16 protein-coding genes, 1 tRNA gene and 1 riboswitch are annotated in these 17,867 nt (G+C 74.4%); of the genes, 12 read left to right on the forward strand and 5 right to left on the reverse strand.

What is annotated here, in order from left to right:
- Complete coding sequence (gene hpnH / locus ACZ5NJ_RS12145; protein WP_468764658.1) at positions 1-1,032, forward strand: adenosyl-hopene transferase HpnH; 1,032 nt, start codon at positions 1-3, stop codon at positions 1,030-1,032.
- On the forward strand, positions 1,029-2,444 hold the full coding sequence (locus ACZ5NJ_RS12150; protein WP_468764660.1) for an aspartate aminotransferase family protein: 1,416 nt from the start codon (positions 1,029-1,031) through the stop codon (positions 2,442-2,444). Before hpnH ends, ACZ5NJ_RS12150 begins: the two co-directional genes overlap by 4 nt.
- A gap of 41 nt (positions 2,445-2,485) precedes the next feature.
- On the opposite strand, the gene ACZ5NJ_RS12155 is transcribed toward ACZ5NJ_RS12150, so the two are convergent.
- On the reverse strand, positions 2,486-3,304 hold the full coding sequence (locus tag ACZ5NJ_RS12155) for a tyrosine-protein phosphatase (protein ID WP_468764662.1): 819 nt from the start codon (positions 3,302-3,304) through the stop codon (positions 2,486-2,488).
- Between the two features lie 321 nt (positions 3,305-3,625).
- Positions 3,626-3,775, forward strand: a riboswitch (cyclic di-AMP (ydaO/yuaA leader).
- A 3-nt stretch (positions 3,776-3,778) separates the two neighbouring features.
- Here ACZ5NJ_RS12155 and ACZ5NJ_RS12160 point away from each other — a divergent pair.
- The 8 genes from ACZ5NJ_RS12160 (at position 3,779) to ACZ5NJ_RS12195 (ending at position 11,171) form a co-directional block, all read left to right on the forward strand.
- On the forward strand, positions 3,779-4,786 hold the full coding sequence (locus tag ACZ5NJ_RS12160; protein ID WP_468764664.1) for a LysM peptidoglycan-binding domain-containing M23 family metallopeptidase: 1,008 nt from the start codon (positions 3,779-3,781) through the stop codon (positions 4,784-4,786).
- 164 nt (positions 4,787-4,950) lie between these two features.
- Positions 4,951-5,736: an SGNH/GDSL hydrolase family protein gene (locus ACZ5NJ_RS12165; protein ID WP_468764666.1), complete on the forward strand. Its 786-nt coding sequence runs from the start codon at positions 4,951-4,953 to the stop codon at positions 5,734-5,736.
- A 181-nt stretch (positions 5,737-5,917) separates the two neighbouring features.
- Positions 5,918-7,132, forward strand: coding sequence for an MBL fold metallo-hydrolase (locus ACZ5NJ_RS12170; protein WP_468764668.1), 1,215 nt, complete (start codon positions 5,918-5,920; stop codon positions 7,130-7,132).
- Between the two features lie 216 nt (positions 7,133-7,348).
- Positions 7,349-9,085, forward strand: coding sequence for a sensor histidine kinase (locus tag ACZ5NJ_RS12175; protein ID WP_468764670.1), 1,737 nt, complete (start codon positions 7,349-7,351; stop codon positions 9,083-9,085).
- Positions 9,086-9,132: 47 nt separating this feature from the next.
- Positions 9,133-9,582 carry a roadblock/LC7 domain-containing protein gene (locus tag ACZ5NJ_RS12180; protein WP_468764964.1) on the forward strand — a complete coding sequence of 150 codons (450 nt, stop codon included), beginning with the start codon at positions 9,133-9,135 and terminating at the stop codon, positions 9,580-9,582.
- Positions 9,583-9,665: 83 nt separating this feature from the next.
- Positions 9,666-10,007 (forward strand): DUF742 domain-containing protein, encoded by a 342-nt coding sequence (locus ACZ5NJ_RS12185; protein WP_468764672.1) that lies wholly within the window; start codon positions 9,666-9,668, stop codon positions 10,005-10,007.
- Positions 9,985-10,629: a GTP-binding protein gene (locus tag ACZ5NJ_RS12190; RefSeq protein WP_468764674.1), complete on the forward strand. Its 645-nt coding sequence runs from the start codon at positions 9,985-9,987 to the stop codon at positions 10,627-10,629. The genes ACZ5NJ_RS12185 and ACZ5NJ_RS12190 overlap by 23 nt, the downstream gene beginning before the upstream one ends.
- The gene (locus ACZ5NJ_RS12195) at positions 10,626-11,171 is read left to right on the forward strand and encodes a GAF domain-containing protein (RefSeq protein ID WP_468764676.1); all 546 of its coding nucleotides are present in this window, start codon (positions 10,626-10,628) and stop codon (positions 11,169-11,171) included. The genes ACZ5NJ_RS12190 and ACZ5NJ_RS12195 overlap by 4 nt, the downstream gene beginning before the upstream one ends.
- Before the next feature lie 15 nt (positions 11,172-11,186).
- Here the strand turns inward: ACZ5NJ_RS12195 and ACZ5NJ_RS12200 are convergent, their stop codons facing one another.
- Both ACZ5NJ_RS12200 and ACZ5NJ_RS12205 read right to left on the reverse strand, forming a co-directional pair.
- Entirely contained in the window at positions 11,187-12,086 is a 900-nt protein-coding gene (locus tag ACZ5NJ_RS12200; protein ID WP_468764678.1) for a transketolase family protein, read from the reverse strand.
- Positions 12,087-12,098: 12 nt separating this feature from the next.
- Complete coding sequence (locus ACZ5NJ_RS12205; RefSeq protein ID WP_468764680.1) at positions 12,099-12,800, reverse strand: transketolase; 702 nt, start codon at positions 12,798-12,800, stop codon at positions 12,099-12,101.
- Positions 12,801-12,956: 156 nt separating this feature from the next.
- Between ACZ5NJ_RS12205 and ACZ5NJ_RS12210 the strand changes: the two genes are divergently transcribed.
- A tRNA-Pro gene (locus tag ACZ5NJ_RS12210) sits at positions 12,957-13,033 on the forward strand.
- A 198-nt stretch (positions 13,034-13,231) separates the two neighbouring features.
- A complete protein-coding gene (locus ACZ5NJ_RS12215) occupies positions 13,232-14,536 on the forward strand; it encodes a phosphatase PAP2 family protein (protein ID WP_468764683.1) in 1,305 nt (434 codons plus the stop codon).
- Here ACZ5NJ_RS12215 and ACZ5NJ_RS12220 read toward each other — a convergent pair.
- A complete protein-coding gene (locus ACZ5NJ_RS12220; protein ID WP_468764685.1) occupies positions 14,446-15,483 on the reverse strand; it encodes a SigB/SigF/SigG family RNA polymerase sigma factor in 1,038 nt (345 codons plus the stop codon). The genes ACZ5NJ_RS12215 and ACZ5NJ_RS12220 overlap by 91 nt on opposite strands.
- An 82-nt stretch (positions 15,484-15,565) precedes the next feature.
- Positions 15,566-17,866, reverse strand: coding sequence for a SpoIIE family protein phosphatase (locus ACZ5NJ_RS12225; protein WP_468764687.1), 2,301 nt, complete (start codon positions 17,864-17,866; stop codon positions 15,566-15,568).
- Between the last annotated feature and the right edge of the window lies 1 nt (position 17,867).

Genomic DNA, 17,867 nt, shown 5'->3' on the forward strand with positions numbered 1-17,867 from the left:
ATGGCCATGCCGTTGCGACAGTCCATCAGGGTCGGGACCTATCTTCTCGAACAGAAGCTCCGCAAGCGCGAGAAGTTCCCGCTGATCGTCGAGCTGGAGCCGCTCTACGCCTGCAACCTGGCCTGTGAGGGGTGCGGGAAGATCCAGCACCCGGCCGGGGTGCTCAAGCAGCGCATGCCCGTCGCCCAGGCGGTGGGCGCCGTCCTGGAGTCCGGCGCGCCCATGGTGTCCATCGCGGGCGGCGAGCCCCTGATGCACCCGCAGATCGACGAGATCGTCCGGCAGCTGGTGGCCCGGCGGAAGTACGTCTTCCTCTGCACCAACGCCCTGCTGCTCCGCAAGAAGATCGAGAAGTTCACCCCGTCCCCCTACTTCGCCTTCGCCGTGCACATCGACGGACTGCGCGAACGCCACGACGAATCCGTGGCCAAGGAAGGCGTCTTCGACGAGGCCGTCGCCGCCATCAAGGAGGCCAAGCGGCGCGGCTTCCGGGTGACCACCAACTCCACCTTCTTCAACACCGACACCCCCCAGACCGTCATCGAGGTGCTGAACTACCTCAATGACGACCTCCAGGTCGACGAGATGATGATCTCGCCCGCCTATGCCTACGAAAAGGCCCCCGACCAGGAACACTTCCTGGGCGTCGAACAGACCCGGGAACTCTTCAAGAAGGCCTTCGCGGGCGGGAACCGGCGCCGTTGGCGGCTCAACCACTCCCCGCTCTTCCTGGACTTCCTGGAAGGAAAGGCCGATTTCCCCTGCACGGCCTGGGCCATTCCGAATTACTCCCTCTTCGGCTGGCAGCGCCCCTGCTACCTGATGAGCGACGGATACGTGCCCACCTACCGGGAACTGGTCGACGACACCGACTGGAGCAAGTACGGCCGGGGCAAGGACCCGCGCTGCGCCAACTGCATGGCGCACTGCGGCTACGAGCCGACCGCCGTCCTCGCCACCATGGGCTCCCTCAAGGAGTCCCTGCGCGCCGCCCGCGAGACGATCGCCGGGAACCGGGACGCGTCGGCATGACGGCGCCGCGGACGGGGGCCGCCGGCGGGGGAGGGGGCTTCGACCTCGCCGCGCTGCTCGCCGGGCGCGGCGGGGAGCGCTACGAGCTGCACGCCCGCCACCTCAACCACCAGCTGCCCCGCATGCTGCGCACCATCGGCTTCGACAAGGTCTACGTGCGCGCCGAGGGCGCCCACTTCTGGGACGACGAGGGCAACGACTACCTCGACATGCTCGCCGGCTTCGGGGTGATGGGCCTGGGCCGCCACCACCCCGTGGTCCGCCGGGCCCTGCACGACGTCCTGGACGCCGGCCTCGCCGACCTGACCCGCTTCGACTGCCCGCCGCTGCCCGGGCTGCTGGCCGAGAAGCTGCTGTCCCACAGCCCCCACCTGGACCGGGTCTTCTTCGGCAACAGCGGCACCGAGGCCGTCGAGACCGCCCTGAAGTTCGCCCGGTACGCCACCGGCCGGCCCAGGATCCTCTACTGCGACCACGCCTTCCACGGGCTCACCACGGGCTCGCTGTCGGTCAACGGCGAGGGCGGCTTCCGCGACGGATTCGCGCCGCTGCTGCCCGACACGAAGATCGCCCTCGGGGACCTCGCGGCCCTGGAGCGCGAACTGCGCCGCGGCGACGTGGCCGCCTTCGTCGTGGAGCCGATCCAGGGCAAGGGGGTGCACGCCGCCCCGCCGGGGTTCCTGGCCGCCGCCCAGGAGCTCCTGCACCGGCACAAGGCGCTGCTGATCGCCGACGAGGTGCAGACGGGCCTGGGCCGTACCGGGGACTTCTACGCGTACCAGAACGAACCGGGCGTGGAACCGGACCTGGTGTGCGTGGCCAAGGCCCTGTCCGGGGGCTACGTGCCCGTCGGTGCGACCCTGGGCAAGGACTGGATCTTCCAGAAGGTCTACTCGTCGATGGACCGAGTCCTCGTGCACTCCGCGAGCTTCGGTTCCAACGCCCAGGCGATGGCGGCCGGGCTGGCGGTCCTGCACGTCATGGAGGGCGAGGAGGTGGTGGCCAACGCCCGGGCCATGGGCGACCTGCTGCGCGGGAGGCTGGCCGCGCTCGTCGACGAGTACGAGATGCTGCACGAGGTGCGCGGGCGCGGGCTGATGATCGGCATCGAGTTCGGCCGCCCGTCCTCGCTGGGCCTGCGCAGCCGCTGGACGATGCTCCAGGCGGCCCGCAAGGGGCTGTTCGCCCAGATGGTCGTGGTGCCGCTGCTGAACCGGCACCGGATCCTCACCCAGGTCTCGGGGGACCACCTGGAGGTCATCAAGCTGATCCCGCCGCTGATCGTGGACGAGGCGGACGTGGACCGGTTCGTCGGCGCCTTCCGCGAGGTCATGGACGAGGCGCACGGCGGGGGCTCGCTGATGTGGGACTTCGGCCGGACCCTGGTCAAGCAGGCGGTGGGCAACCGCTAGCCGGCCGTGGGGGCCCCGGTCCGCCGGGGCCCCGCGCGGCCTCAGTCCAGCAGCCGGTCCCGCAGTGCCTCCAGCGTCGCCGGGGCGAGTCCGAGGCCCTCGGCCAGGTAGCGGTCGACCCCGCCCCAGTGGGTGTCGATGGTCTCGAACGCGGCGAGGAGGTACTCGGCGCGGGCGTCGAACAGCGGCGCCAGCAGCTCCGCCACCTCGGCGGAGCGGGCCTCCGGCACGTCGCCGCCGCGCCGCATCCGGTAGCGGTTGTGGGGGGCGCCCGACACCAGGTAGTCCGCCAGGATCGCCTCGCGGTCGACTCCGAGCGCCAGCAGGGTGACCGCGACCGACAGCCCCGCCCGGTCCTTGCCCGCCGCGCAGTGCAGGAGCGCCGGCACGCTGCCCTCGGCGAGGGCGTGCACCACCCGGCTGTGCTCGGCGGTGCGGCCGCGGACCATCTCGCGGTACGACGCCGCCATGCGGGCGGCGGCCCTGCCCCCGCCCAGGAGCCCCCGGAGCAGGTCGAGGCCTCCCTCGCGGACCATCCGCCAGAACTCCCCGCCGTCGGCCGGGTCCGAGAGCGGGATGTTCACGTTGCGCACGCCCGGGAGTGCGACGTCCGGGCCCTCCACGGCCTGGTCGGCACCGTTGCGGAAGTCGAAGACGGTGTGCAGACCGAGGGAGGTGAGGAATTCCGCATCGGTTTCGGTGGCATGTGCCAGATGTCCGCTTCGGAACAGTCGTCCCGGCCTGACCCTCCGTCCGTCCGTGGTCGGCAGGCCGCCCACGTCGCGGAAATTGCGCACTCCGGTCATCTCGGGCGCCGGTTCGGGGTGCGCCGGAAGGTCCTGCGGTATCTGCTGGGTCACGTGTGCTCCTCCGTGCGTGCAGCGTGTCCGAATTGCTCTGGTTGGGACCAACTTGCCATGGGTGGACGCGAGATCGGGCCGAACTCCGTGAGCCAGATCATACGGTGACCGTGCGTGCCTGATCGCGAAAGTCGAATTCCCTGGCCGGAACGGCCGTTGCCGGTCCGGAATGGACGCAGGGTGACCGGAATTCCGTTGATCCCTCATACCTGCTATTCCGTCAGGGAATTCACGGCTTGTTGCCCGCGCCCCCGCTGGATTACCTTCGCGAGCGATCCGGGTGGACCGCCTAATCCTGCCGCCGCCCGGGAAACCGCACCCGACAACCACGCGCGGCAGGAGCGGGGGAACCAGGTAGGCCGCCGGACCGGATCGCATCCGGTGCGGCTCGGGGTGAAGCCGTACGCGTACGGCCGGACATCTCCAGTCCGAACCCGACAGCTCACCTCGCAGGCGCCGGAGAGGAAATGCGTCATGCCCGGAAAGGGTAAGCACCGCCGCCCGAAGTCCCGTTCCATATCCCGCGGACTCGCCTTCGCCGGGACCGGGGGCGCCGCCCTCGCGCTGCCGCTCATGGGCGCCGCCGGCGCCCACGCGGCCGCCCCCGCCGCCGTGACCCCGGCCGCGGCCCCCGCCCAGGCCCCGGCGGCGTTCACGGCGGCCGCCCCCGCCGCCGCGCCCGCCGCCGCCCCGTCCGCGTACACCGTCGTGTCCGGCGACTGCCTCTCGACCATCGCGGCCGAGCGCGGCCTCTCCGGCGGCTGGGAGCAGCTGTACGCGGACAACCGCGAGGCCGTCGGCGACGACCCCTCCCTGATCCACCCGGGCCTGCGTCTGACCCTCGGCGGGCAGGCCGCGGCCCCCGCTCCCAAGGCGGCTGCGGCACCGGCCGAGGGATCCTCGACCGGAACTCCGGCGGCCGGTGAGGACGCGGCCGACGCGACGCCCTCCTCTGCCGCCGCCACCGGCTCGGGCGCGGCCGGCGCGTCCGGCGCCGCGCAGCTGAAGGGCGCCGCCGCCCCGTCCCGCGGAATGAAGCAGTCCGCGCCCGCCGCGCAGTCCGCGCCCGCGAGCGCCGCCGGCTTCGTCGCCCCGGTCGGCGGCGGCATCTCCACCCAGTACCGCACCCCCGGCGCCATGTGGTCCTCGGGCTACCACACCGGCGTGGACTTCATCGCGAGCACCGGCACCACCGTCCGGGCCGTCGGCGCGGGCACCGTGGTTTCCGCAGGCTGGGGCGGTGCGTACGGCAACCAGGTCGTCATCCGGCACGCCGACGGCAAGTACTCCCAGTACGGCCACCTGTCCCAGCTGAACGTCTCCACGGGCCAGACCGTCACCGCCGGCCAGACCATCGGACTCTCCGGCGCCACCGGCAACGTGACGGGCCCGCACCTCCACTTCGAGATCCGTACGGGCCCGTCGTACGGCTCCGACATCGACCCGCTGGCCTACCTCCGCTCGAAGGGCGTCAGCGTCTGAGGCCGCCCCGGCGGCGGAGCGCCGGCGCGTGCGGGGCCGGGACCCGAGGGGGGTCCCGGCCCCGCTTGTACTTATTCCTTATCCCCCGCGTGGTATAGATCACGGTCCGTCAACCCCTCATTACGTTGGCGTAGGTTGGCGGCGGGGGTGAAGGATGGGTTCCCGTGGCAGCGACGAAGACGACACTCAAGACCATCGGCTCGTACGCGGCGATCGGGGACAGCTTCACCGAAGGCGTGGGGGACCCGGGACCCGGGGATTCGTACCTCGGCTGGGCGGACCGCCTCGCCGTACTCCTGGCGGATCAGCGCGACGAGCACGACTTCCGTTACGCGAACCTGGCGGTACGGGGCAAGGTGCTCGACCAGATCGTGGAGGAGCAGGTGCCGCGGGCCAAGGAACTGGCCCCCGAGCTCGTCTCCTTCTGCGCGGGCGGCAACGACATCATCCGGCCCGGCAGCGACCCCGACGACGTGGCCGAGCGCTTCGAGGCGGCCGTGGCCGACCTCACGGCCTCCGTCGGCCTCGTCATGATCACCACCGGCTTCGACACCCGGGGCGTGCCGGTCCTCAAGCACCTGCGCGGCAAGATCGCGACGTACAACGTCCACGTGCGCGCCATCGCGGACCGCTACGGCTGCCCGGTGCTCGACCTCTGGTCGCTCAAGACCGTACAGGACCGGCGCGCCTGGGACGACGACCGCCTGCACCTCTCCCCCGAGGGGCACACCCGCGTCGCCCTGCGCGCCGCGCAGGTCCTCGGCTACGAGGTCCCGGCCGACCCCGACCAGCCCTGGCCGCCGGCCGCTCCGCGCGGCTCCGTGGACGTCACCCGCGACAACATCCAGTGGGCGCGCGAGCACCTCGTGCCCTGGATCGGGCGGCGGCTGCGCGGCGAGTCCTCCGGTGACAACGTCGAGGCGAAGCGCCCGGACCTGCTCCCGCTGTAGCCCGGACGGCCGGGCCCGGCCCTCCCGCCGGGCCCGCCGCCGGCCGGGCCGGCCGGGCGGACCGGCGGGGCCGGACCGGACCGACCGGGGGCCGCGCGGCGGAATCCTGGGAAGCCGGTGCGCGTTGGGATGGTCGTGGGCGTACCCCGCCCCACCCCACCCGCACTCCCCAGGAGGCGCCTTGACCGGCTCCCTTCCCCTGCGTCCCCGGCTGCGCGCCCTGCGGCCCGAAGCCTTCGGCGCGGACCCGTCCGGCGCGCGGCTGGAGCGCATCCTGCGCTCGCCGAACTTCGCCGACGGCGTCTTCCAGAACCCGGTGGGGGCCAGGACCAGGCCCTCCGGCTCGATGCTGGAGTTCGCCAGGATCTACTTCCACAAGGAGCAGCGGATCCGGCGCGTCCCCGGCGCGCCGATCCCCGTCCACCCCACCACCCTCGCCGAGCTGGCCAAGCCGCCGGCGAGCGGACTGCGCCTGACCTGGATGGGGCACTCCAGCGTGCTCGCCGAGATCGACGGCCGCCGCGTGCTCTTCGACCCCGTCTGGGGCGACCGCTGCTCCCCCTTCCCCTTCGCCGGCCCCAAGCGCCTGCACCCCGTACCGGTGCCGCTTGCCTCCCTCGGCGAGGTCGACGTGGTGGTCATCTCCCACGACCACTACGACCACCTGGACCTGCCCACCATCAAGGCCCTGGCCGGCACCGGCACGGTCTTCGCCGTCCCGCTGGGCGTCGGCGCGCACCTGGAGCGCTGGGGCGTGCCGGCGAGCCGGCTGCGCGAGCTGGACTGGAACGAGTCCACCGAGGTCGCCGGCCTCTCCCTGACGGCCACCCCGGCCCGCCACTTCTGCGGGCGCGGACTGCGCAACCAGCAGTTCACCCTGTGGGCCTCCTGGGTGGTCGCGGGCGAGGAGCACCGGATCTTCCACAGCGGGGACACCGGCTACTTCCCCGGCTTCAAGGAGATCGGCGCCGAGCACGGTCCGTTCGACGCCACGATGATCCAGATCGGGGCCTACTCGGAGTACTGGCCCGACATCCACATGACCCCCGAGGAGGGCATGCGGGCCCACCTCGACCTCCAGGGCGGCGCCCCGGCCGGCACGATGCTGCCCATCCACTGGGGCACCTTCAACCTGGCCCCGCACCCGTGGGACGAGCCCGGCGAGGGCACCGTGGCCGCCGCCGGCGCGGCCGGCGCGGCCATCGCCCTGCCGATCCCCGGCCAGCCCTTCGAACCCGGCGCCCCCGACGCCCCGGCCGCCCCCTGGTGGCGCCCCTTCGTCACGGGCGCCGCGACCCCCGCGGCCGCCCCGGCCACCCCCGCCGCGACGGGCGCCCACGACCCGGCACCGGCCCCGGCGGCCGGCCTCGGGGAGCCGGAGGCCGTCGGTTCGTGACCCCGGGCGCGCACGCCCCGAGCCGCCCGGGCGTGCGCGCTCCCGGCGCATTCGGGCTGTCGTACGAGCGCTCCATCGGGAGCGGGAAGCAGCCCGGCGAAGTTCCCCAACTGGGCAACGACCGTGGGAGCGCGCGGTCTAGCGTGGGTATCCGGTGATCAACACCGGCCCCCGGGCAGTCGACCCGGGGGCCGGCCCCACGTACCGAGGACGCCGATGTCCGGACTCCGCGCCGCCCGCCACGCCCCGTCGAGACACGCCGCCACGGGCTCCGGCCGGCAGATAAGGCCGCAGCTGGTCCGCGCCGCCGTGCTGCCCACGCTCGCCGCCGGGCTCAGCGGCACCGCCGCGGTGATCTTCACCCTCCAGCTCGGCGGCGGTGCCGGGGCACGGGACGCGCGGCTGTGGCCGGTGCTGGCGGGCTGCGCCCTGCTGGCCGTCGGCGCCCTCGCCGCCGCCCTGCTGGGGGCCCGGCGCGCGGCCAAGGCCGTCCGTGACCGGTGCGAGGCCCTGCGGCGCTCCAGCATGCGCGGCCGCCAGGAGCTGCGCACGGCCGCCGAACGGCTGGAGCGGGGGGAGCGGTCCGGCCGCCCCGCGCGGGCCGGCCGGACCACCCCGCCGCCACAGGCCGGCCCGTCCGGGGCGGACGAGTTCTGGCTCCTCGCCCAGGAGCTGCGCGGTGCCCGCGACCAGGCGCACGAGACCCTCGTACGGCTGGCCGCCCCGGCGGAGCCCACCGACAGCGACCGCAAGGTGGAGGTCTTCGTCAACCTCGCGCGCCGGCTCCAGTCGCTGGTGCACCGCGAGATCTCGCTCCTCGACGAGCTGGAGGACACGGTCGAGGACCCGGACCTGCTCCGGCAGCTCTTCCACGTCGACCACCTCGCCACCCGGATCCGCCGGCACGCCGAGAACCTCGCCGTGCTCGGCGGGGCCGCCTCCCGGCGCCAGTGGACGCGGCCGATCGACCTCAGCGAGGTGCTGCGGTCCTCGGTGGCCGAGGTCGAGCAGTACACCCGGGTCAAGGTGGTGCCCCCGGCCGGCGGCACCGTGCGCGGGCACGCCGTCGCCGACGTGGTGCACCTGCTGGCCGAACTCGTCGAGAACGCCACGGTGTTCTCCGCCCCCGACACCGACGTGGTGGTGCGGGCCGAGCGGGTCACGGCCGGTATCGCCGTCGAGGTGGAGGACCGCGGGCTGGGCATGCCGCCGCAGGAGCAGTACCGGATGAACACCCTGCTCGGCGACCCCGAACAGGTCAGCGTCCGGCACCTGCTGGCGGACGGGCGGATCGGCCTGTTCGTGGTCTCGGTGCTGGCCCGGCGGCACGGGATCGCCGTCGAGCTGAAGTCCAACATCTACGGCGGGGTCCTCGCCGTGCTCGTCCTGCCCCACGGCCTGCTGGGAGCGGAGGCCCCCGACGCCGCCGACGCCCTGGACGGCTCCCGTCCCACCTCCTGGGGCACGGCCGAGGCGGCCCCGCCGCTGGAGCCGGCCCGCATCGCCCCGCCCCGTCCGGCGCCCGCCCCCGCCGCGCACCCCGTCCGGCCCCCGGACCCGGCCCCCCGCGCCCCCCGCCCCACCCCCGCCCCCGGCCTGGACCTCGGCCTCGTGCCCGCCGCCCCGGAGGGGATCACCGGCCCGGGCGCGGAGGCCGGACGGAGCCCGGCCTGGGCCCGGGGGCCGCAGCAGGCCCAGGAGCCGCAGGAGGACCACGGCCCCGCCCACCCCGTCCCCCTGCCGCGCCGGGTGCCCGCCGCCCGGGCGGACTCCGAGGACCGCCCGCCGCTGCCCCGGCGGCGGGCTCAGACGCACCTCGCGCCGCAACTGCGCGAGGAACCCGCCCCCCGCCCCGCGGACGGGGACGCCGATCAGCCCCTGCACGACCCCGGCCTGATGGCGGCCTTCCAGCGGGGCTTCGGCCTCGCCCAGTCGTCCGAGCAGCAGTCATGACCCCCCGCGCGAACACCCGCACCAACCCCAGCAAGGAGCACACCCCCATGGCCGGCGAAGTGGCGACGCAGACGAAGACACCCAGCCTCTCGGACCTCGACTGGCTGCTCGGCGGCCTGGTCCAGCGCGTCCCCTACACCCGTGCCGCGGTACTGCTGACCAACGACGGGCTCGTCACCTGCGTGCACGGCCTCGACCCCGACAGCGCCGACCACATGGCGGCCCTCGCCTCCGGCCTGTACTCCCTCGGCCGCAGCGCCGGCGCCCGCTTCGGCGACGGAGCCGAGGTCCGCCAGGTCGTCGTCGAACTCGACACCGCGCTGGTCTTCGTCTCCGCGGCCGGCTCCGGCACCTGCCTGGCCGTCCTCGCGGACCGGGAGGCCGACGCGGGCGTGCTCGGCTACGAGATGGCGATGCTGGTCAAGAGCGTACGGCCGTACCTGGCGGCCCCGCCCCGCCGCCCGGTCGCCCTCGCCGACGCCGAAGCCGGGCGGTGAGGGCCTGGACCGGGGGGGTCCGCGCGACCGGGGCCGGGGTACTGCGGGACACGCCCTGGCTCGATGATTCGGCCGGCCGGGTCATGCGCCCGTACACGGCCAGCGGCGGCCGCACCCGGTCCGCCGTCGCCCTCGACCTGCTGTCCCTGGTGAGCGCCACCGGGGTCCGGCCGAGGGGCCCGCTCGGCGCCGAACACGCCCTCGCCCTGCGCTGCTGCGCGGCCGCGCCGGCGGTGACGGTCGCCGAGGTCGCCGGCCAGCTGCGGCTGCCGGCGGTGGTGGTCAAGGTGCTGCTGTCCGACCTGGTGGAGCACGGGGCGGTACGGACGCAGGCGCCGAGGTTCCCGGGCGGCGGGGGCTCCTTCGCCGCCGACGACCAGTCCCTGCTGAGGGCGGTGCTCGATGGCCTACGCCGCAGGCTCTGAGGACCCGGCCCTGCCCGCGACCCTGAAGATCCTGGTCGCGGGCGGGTTCGGGGCGGGGAAGACCACCTTCGTGGGCGCGGTCAGCGAGATCGAGCCGCTGTGCACGGAGGAGCTGCTGAGCGGGCCCGGCGAGGCCGCCGACCCGCTCGACGGGGTGGCGGCCAAGACGGCGACCACCGTCGCCCTGGACTTCGGCCGGCTCACCCTCGACGACCGGCACGTGCTCTACCTGTTCGGCACGCCCGGCCAGCAGCGCTTCTGGTTCCTGTGGGAGGAGCTCTGCGCGGGCGCGCTCGGCGCCGTCGTCCTCGCCGACACCCGCCGTCTCGGCGACTGCTTCCCCGCCGTGGACTTCTTCGAGCGGCGCGGCATCGGCTTCATCGTCGCCGTCAACGAGTTCGACGGCGCCCACCGCTACACGGCCGAGGAGGTCCGCGCGGCCGTGGGGCTCGCCCCCGAGGTGCCCGTCGTCCGCTGCGACGCCCGCCTCACCGGCTCCGGTACGGGGACGCTCGCCGCCCTCGTCCACCACCTGCTGTCCACCGCGCAGCGCGCCGCGGCGGCCGGTCCGCCGGCCCCGCACCCGTCCGCACACCACCACCCACCGGGGGGACCACCGTGAACCGCTACGAATCCACCGGCCACCTGCTGCTCACCCCCGTGGACCGGGAGGCACCCGCACGGGTCGTCCGGCTGCGCGAGATGAACCTGGGCGAGCGGGTGGACGAAGAGCTCGACGCCTTCGCCCGCCGGATCGCGCAGACCCTGGACGCCCCGTCCGCCGGGGTCAACTTCATCGGCGAGGAACGCCAGTTCTTCGCCGGACTGCACCACGGGCCCGACGCGGCCCCGCACGGCTACCCGGCGCGGGTGCTGCCCCGCGACCACGGCTACTGCCCGCACGTCGTGGTGCGCCGCCGGGCCCTGGTCCTGGAGGACGTACGGGACTTCGCGCGCTTCGCGGGCAACGCCGTCGTCGACGAGAGTGGGGTGCGCTCCTACCTGGGGGCGCCGCTCACCGACCGGCGGGGCATCGTCCTCGGCACGGTGTGCGCGGCGGACGTGGTGCCCCGGCGGTGGGGGCTGGCCGGTCTGACCACGGTCAAGGCGCTCGCCGCCGAGCTCGTGGAGCGGCTCCAGGAGCGCGCGGACCGCTCCGCCTGACGGGCCCGCGCGGACTCAGCGCAGGAAGGCCGTGATCCGCCCCCGCAGCGAGGCGGCGTCCAGGCCGTGGGCCGCCGTGTGCTCCTCGATCGTCCCGAACCGGCGCAGCTCGGCGCGCCCCACCCCCAGCGGCAGCACCCGGTGCGGGACGTCGAGCAGCGCCCGCCCGGCGGCGGCCGCCGAGGTGCCGGCGAGGTACGGCTCCACCAGGACGACGTCGGCCGAGGCCCTTCCGGCGGCGGCGCGCAGGGCCGCGTCGTCGAAGGGGCGCACGGTGGCGGCGTACAGCACGGTGACGTCGAGGCCCTCGGTCGCGGCGAGGACGCCGTCGAGCATCGGGCCGACGGCGAGCACTACGCCGGCGCGGCCCTCCCGCACCGTCTGGAACCGCAGGCCGTCGGCGCCCGGCCGCGGGGCCGCGTTCGACATCTGCGAGAGCCGGACGTAGACCCGGTCGTCCCCGGCGGCGTACGCGTGGCGCAGCAGGGCCTCCGCCTCGTCGGGGTGGCCGGGGACGTGCACGGTCCAGCCGTCGAGGGTGTCCAGCAGGGCCACGTCCCCGGGGGCCATGTGGGTGTACCCGCCGGCGGGCCAGTCGTAGCTGGCGCTGGAGCTGACCAGGACCCCGCCCGTGTCCTGGTGCCCGAAGTCCAGCTTGAGCTGCTCGAACGGCCGCTCCACCAGGAAGCTGGCGAAGGTGTGCAGCACCGGCCGCAGCCCGGTCAGGGCCAGCCCGCCGCCCACGCCCACGAGCAGCTGCTCGCGGATCCCGACGTTGATCACCCGGTCGGGGTGGCGCCGCTGGGCGGGCCGGAACCCGTCCATGGTGATCTCGGCGAGCACCACGGCCAGCCGGGGGTCCTCGTCGAGCAGCTCCGACGTGACCGAGACGAACCGTTCCCGCATGGTGTCCATGACGTTTCCCCCTCAGTACTTCTTCTCGACCCGGGCGACGACGGCGTGCGGCCGGCCGGGGTGCGGTGCGGTGAAGGCGGCGTGCAGCGCCGCGTGGTCGCGTCCGTCGACCGTCGCCGTGCTCCAGCCCGCGGCCTCGAAGCGGGAGGCGATCCCGCCGGACCAGCCGTGGGTGGCGGAGTCGTTGTCGACGACCACGGTGTGCAGGGCCTCCAGCCCGGCTGCGCCGGCGTAGGCGATGGCCTCGTGGTTGCTGCCCTCGTCGAGCTCCGCGTCCCCGATCAGCACCCAGACGGCGGGCTCGTCGAGCCCCTGGACCCGCAGCCCGAGCGCGCTGCCGACGGCGAGCGGCAGGCCGTGCCCGAGGGAGCCGCTGGCGATCTCCACGCCGGGGACCAGGACGCGGTCGGGGTGGTGGCCGAGGGGGGAGTCGAACGTGCCGAAGCCGGGCAGCCAGTCGACGGGGAAGAAGCCCTTGGCGGCGAGCACGGCGTAGTAGGCCATCGGCCCGTGCCCCTTGGACAGCAGGAACCGGTCCCGCCCGGGCTCCCGCGCGCTCTCGGGGCCGACCCGCAGCACCCGGTCGTACAGCACCCACAGCACGTCGAGGGTGGAGGTGGCGGCGGGCCCGTGCTTCTCGTCCCCGGTCATGAGGGCCATCAGGCGGCCCAGGTCCTCGTGGCGGAAGCCGGTGTCCGCGGTTGCGTGTGTCATGCGGGAAACCATGTGACCTCAAGCGCACTTGAGGTCAAGGGGCAGCTGCCGCACGTCGGATCCGGCCGCCCCGCGAAAGGTGCGCGCGACCACCCATGGAAGTGCGGTATGGTTCTCATGCCGGTTCAGCCGGGGGAAACCCCAGGTCAGCGGCATCGGGACGTGGCGCAGCTTGGTAGCGCACTTGACTGGGGGTCAAGGGGTCGCAGGTTCAAATCCTGTCGTCCCGACCATGCGGAAACGCAGGTCGGAGGCCGTTCTCTCTTCGTGAGGGAGCGGCCTTTCGCGTACCCGGGCCCCGGGCGGGCCCCTCACTCCGATAGCATGTTCGGCCTAATAACGATCACGTCGAAACATGAACATCGGCTGAAAAATTGATATCTGCGGTATCGCGCGTGTTTTCAGGAAATGGCGGCGGAACGGAGCCCTCCGTGTGGCGCCGGCCCCGGGTCGTGCTGTGGGCTGCCGTGGCCCTGGTGGGTCTCGCGTTCCTCGTCGCCCTGGAGATCGCCTCGCGCCATTACGGCACCCCGGGTCCGATCACCGCCCAGGCGCGTGAGGTGGTCTTCCCGCCCCGGTCCGGGACGGTGCTCTACGCCGCGATGACGCTGATGCTCGTGGTGCTCACCTGGCGGCAGCGCTTCCTCGCCGTCGGCGCGGCGGTCGGCATCGACCTGGTCTTCTGGCTCGCGCGCTGGGCGGCCGGCGTCCCGACGATGTTCGGCAACGGCGCGCTGATCGTCACCCTGGCCTGCGCCGTGATCGCCCTCACCCGCCGCACCGGCCGGGAGCGCGTCCTGCTGCTCCAGGGCGTGGGCCTGGCCCTGCTGCTGGTGACCGGCCGCAAGACCGGCTACACCTGGCTGGACATCACCGCGAAGACCCGCCCGATGGTGCTCGACCAGTACGTGGCGACCGCCGACCACGCGCTCGGCAACCCCTCGTGGGTGGCCGGGAGGATCGTGCGGGCCACCGGCGCCGTCGGCGAGCACGTCCTGGACTGGGTCTACATCCAGCTCGCGGTGGGCGCGGTCGTCGTCGCCCTGTACCAGCTGCGCCGGGTGGCCGCCGAGCGCCGCTTCCCGGCCCACCACCTGGTCCGCACGTTCCTGGTGATCGGTCTGCTCGGGCCCGGCATCTACATGCTCTTCCCCGTGGTCGGGCCGATCCTCGCCTACGGCACCGACGGCGGGCAGTGGGCGCTGGCCGATCTCTGGCCGAACACCCCGCCGCCGCTCGGCACCCCGCAGGCGATGCTCTTCGACGGGTTCACCCCGCGCAACTGCATGCCGAGCCTGCACACGGCGTGGGCGACCGCGATCTTCATCCACTCCCGCAAGGGACCGCGGGCCCTGCGGTGGCTCGGCGCGTTCTGGCTGGTCGCCACGCTCGGGGCGACCCTCGGATTCGGCTACCACTACGGCGCCGACATCCTTGCCGGAGTCGTGTTCACCCTCACGATCGAAACGGCCCTGCGCGCCTTCGACCGCGGCTGGGAGCGGGCCGGAACGCTGCTCGCCTGCTACGGGGCCGCCGTCTTCGCCGGGCTGCTGCTCTCGTACCGGTTCCTGTCGCAGGAGCTCGCCGCGCTGCCGTGGCTGGGCGGACCGCTCCTCGTCCTGGCGGCGGCCTCGGTGGTCTGGGGCTACGTCCGCACGACCGGGCCGTGGGACCGCGAGCCCCTGCCGGCGGCCGTGCCGCAGCCGCGGCGCGAGCCGCAGCCCGAGCTGGTCTGAGCCGCGGAGGCGTCCTCGGCGGGTTCCGGGGGCGCGTCCGTCAGCAGGCCCGTCCGCAGGGTCTCCAGGGTCCGGGTCAGCAGCCGGGACACGTGCATCTGCGAGATGCCGAGCCGTTCGCCGATCTGCGACTGGGTGAGCTCCTGGCCGAAGCGCAGGGACAGGATCTCCCGGTCCCGCTCGGGGAGCTCCGCCAGCAGCGGCTTGAGGGACTCCAGGCATTCGATGCGCTCGTAGACCGGCTCCTCCTCGCCCAGCGGGCGCTGGGCCGTGCCGGAGTCGGCGTCGTCCTGCGCCGGCGCGTCGAGCGAACGAGAGGCGTACACCTGGGCGGCCCGGCGGCCCTCGGCGAGCTCGGCCTCCGTCAGCCCGAGCCGGTCGGCCAGCTCGGTGTCGGTGGCGCCCCGGCCCAGGTCCTGCTCCAGCTCGTCGGAGGCCTTGGCCAGGTTCAGCCGCAGCTCCTGGAGCCGGCGGGGGACCTTCACGGCCCAGCTGGTGTCGCGGAAGAAGCGCTTGATCTCACCGGTGACGGTGGGCAGCGCGAAGGTGGTGAACTCCACCCCGCGGGTGACGTCGTACCGGTTGATGGCCTTGATCAGGCCGATCGTGCCGACCTGCACGATGTCCTCGAAGGGCTCGCTGCGGCCCCGGAAGCGGCGGGCCGCGTACTTGACGAGGCTGAGGTTCAGCTCGACGAGGGTGTTGCGCACGTAGGAGTACTCGGGCGTGCCCTCCTCCAGGGTGGCCAGCCGGCGGAACAGGGCCCGCGAGAGGGTCCTGGCGTCGGCGGTGCTGGCCTTGAGCGGCTCGGCCAGGAGGTCCGCCACCGGCTCCCCCAGGCGTGCCGCCGGGGGCTCCTGCGGCGGGCGGGTACGGCAGGCGCAGGGGGCCTCGTCGGCGGGGCGGGTGCGGGTCTGCCGGGTGCTGGTCTGCTGGGTTCGGGTCATGGAACGGACCTCCGGCCCGTGTAGGTATCAGATGATTCATACCCGTTCCTACAGATATGACCCTTTTCCTTTCCCCGGTGCCTCAGGAGACCCGCACGACCACCAGGCTGGTGTCGTCGTCCGTGTCCCCGAGGACCGCCGCCATCAGCCGGTCCGCCAGCTCCTCCGCCGGCCCCGGCCGCAGCCGCTCCGCCGCTCCGCGCAGCGCCTCCAGGCTCTCGTCCAGCCCCACGTGCCGCCGCTCGATGAACCCGTCCGTGTACAGCAGCAGGGTGTCCCCGGAGCGCAGCTCGGTGTACGTCTCCCCGTACCCGGCCCCCGGCACCGCGCCCAGCAGGATGTTCGGCGCGCCCTCCATGAAGCGGGCCCGCCCGCCGCGCAGCAGCAGGATCGGGGGGTGGCCGGCGCCGGACCAGAACAGCGAACGGTCCTGCGGGTCGAACAGGGCGCACACGGCGGTCGCGGTGGGCTGCCCGGTGGTGCGCAGGGCCACCTCGTTGAGCCACTCCATCAGCCGGCCGGGGGAGTGGCCGGTGAAGGCCAGACCGTGCAGCGCCCCGCGCAGGGCGATCATCGCGGTGGCCGACCCGATGCCGTGTCCGGCGATGTCCCCCACCGTGACCAGCACCTTCCCGTCCGGCAGGGACTGCACGTCGTACCAGTCGCCGCCCACCCGGTACTCCGAGGCGGCCGGCCGGTAGCGGGCCGCCACCCGCAGCCCGGGCGGGGTCTCCAGGGCCGGGGCCTCCGGGACGATGGCGTGCTGGAGGCCCAGGACCAGGTGGTCGCGCAGCTCCGCCTCGGTCCGCGCGGCGGACAGCTGGTCGTAGGTGGCGGTGAGCGCCACCTCCGTGTGGTGCTGCGCCGAGACGTCCTGGAACACGCCGACGATCCCGGTCAGCGCGCTGCCCGTCAGCACCGGCTCGGCCGCCACCCGGACCCGGCGCACCCCGCCGCCGGGCCGCACCACCCGCACCAGGACCTGCCCGCCCTCGTGCCGGTCGGTCAGCGAGGCCAGCAGACCGCCCAGCCGGCCGGTGTCCTCGGGGTGCAGCCGCGCCTCCAGCGCCCGCAGCGGCACCGCCGGGTCCTCGGGGTGCAGCCCGAACACCGGGTACGCGTGCGCGCTCCACACGGTGGTGCCCGCGACGAGGTCCTCCTCGAAGACCGCCAGCTGGTCCAGCCGCGCCAGCGCCCGGGTCACCGGCGGGCCGCGCCGGTCGTCGGCGTGCCACATCACCGCGGCCCGGCCCCCGCCCAGCGGAAGCACCCGGACCTCGGCCATCAGGGGCTCGGCCGGCGTCCCGGCCCTGGGCGGCGGGGCGTGGGTGGGGGCGGCGGGCAGGGCGGGGACGTACTGCGGGGCGCCGGTCGCGTTCGCCCGCGCGAGCAGCCCGACCAGCTCCTCGTAGACGGCGGGGAAGAGCTGGGCGACGGGCCGCCCCTCGGGCGAGGGCGGGGCGTCGAGGGCACGCACCGCGGCCGGGTTGAGGTAGTCCACGGTGTGGGCCCGGCCGAAGCCCGCGGCCTCCCGGTCCCCGGCCGGGAGCGCCACGCTCACCAGCATCGCCGGCAGCACCAGCTCCGACAGGACGGCGGTGAGGCGGGGCGCCGCGGCGGAGCCGGAGTCGGTGCGTTCGAGGACCTGCCCGGCCGGCCGGCACAGGGCGGCGACGGTGGCGCGGAGCTCCCTGTCGAGGAGCCGGGCACCGGACCAGACCACCAGCGCCAGCCCGACGCCCTGCCCGCCGCGGTCGAGGGGGACCAGCCCCCGGGCCGCCTCGGGGCGCGGACCGGGCAGCCGGCCCTCCGCTCCCGGCCCGTCGGGGAACCACGCGGGCAGGCCCACCGTCAGGGTGCGGTGCAGCGGCCCGCCGGTCTCCGGCGGCACCCACCGCCAGTGCGCGGCCTCCAGCGGGGTCGCCCCCGCCTGCCCCGCCAGTTCCAGGCAGTCGGTCTCCGTACGCCGCCACAGGTACACGGACTCGGCGCCGAGCCGCCGCAGCCCGCCCTCCAGCAGCGCCGACGCCGCCGCGGCGGCCGTGTCGGAGGTCAGCACCGCGGTGGTGCCCCGGCGGATCCGGCGGGCCTCAGCCGTCGGCACCGCCTCGGGGGCGGCCCCCGGGACCGGGTCGCGGGCGACGTCCGGGCCGACGGCCGCGTTGACGATGTCCGCCGCGAGGTCGGCCGCGCTCAGCCCCGTCGACACGGCCAGCCGGACCAGGTGGTCGGCCGCCTCGGCGGGGGACAGGGAGAGCTGGGCCATCAGCACCCCGCAGGCCAGGTCCAGCAGGCTGCGCCGGGCCCGGTCGGCGTGCAGGGCGGCCACCTCGGCCGTCAGGTCCGTGACGGCCGAGGTCAGTCCGCTTTCGGGCAGGGCCATA

Source organism: Streptomyces sp. NPDC032091, from assembly GCF_055580265.1.

Excerpts from the sequence above, each read along its gene's own strand:
- ACZ5NJ_RS12175 (WP_468764670.1), top strand. The coding sequence starts at position 7,349 with ATGTCCGGACTCCGCGCCGCCCGCCACGCCCCGTCGAGACACGCCGCC.
- hpnH (WP_468764658.1), top strand. The coding sequence starts at position 1 with ATGGCCATGCCGTTGCGACAGTCCATCAGGGTCGGGACCTATCTTCTC.
- ACZ5NJ_RS12225 (WP_468764687.1), bottom strand. The coding sequence starts at position 17,866 with ATGGCCCTGCCCGAAAGCGGACTGACCTCGGCCGTCACGGACCTGACG.
- ACZ5NJ_RS12205 (WP_468764680.1), bottom strand. The coding sequence starts at position 12,800 with ATGACACACGCAACCGCGGACACCGGCTTCCGCCACGAGGACCTGGGC.
- ACZ5NJ_RS12220 (WP_468764685.1), bottom strand. The coding sequence starts at position 15,483 with ATGACCCGAACCCAGCAGACCAGCACCCGGCAGACCCGCACCCGCCCC.
- ACZ5NJ_RS12180 (WP_468764964.1), top strand. The coding sequence starts at position 9,133 with ATGGCCGGCGAAGTGGCGACGCAGACGAAGACACCCAGCCTCTCGGAC.
- ACZ5NJ_RS12160 (WP_468764664.1), top strand. The coding sequence starts at position 3,779 with ATGCCCGGAAAGGGTAAGCACCGCCGCCCGAAGTCCCGTTCCATATCC.
- ACZ5NJ_RS12185 (WP_468764672.1), top strand. The coding sequence starts at position 9,666 with ATGCGCCCGTACACGGCCAGCGGCGGCCGCACCCGGTCCGCCGTCGCC.
- ACZ5NJ_RS12200 (WP_468764678.1), bottom strand. The coding sequence starts at position 12,086 with ATGGACACCATGCGGGAACGGTTCGTCTCGGTCACGTCGGAGCTGCTC.
- ACZ5NJ_RS12150 (WP_468764660.1), top strand. The coding sequence starts at position 1,029 with ATGACGGCGCCGCGGACGGGGGCCGCCGGCGGGGGAGGGGGCTTCGAC.
- ACZ5NJ_RS12190 (WP_468764674.1), top strand. The coding sequence starts at position 9,985 with ATGGCCTACGCCGCAGGCTCTGAGGACCCGGCCCTGCCCGCGACCCTG.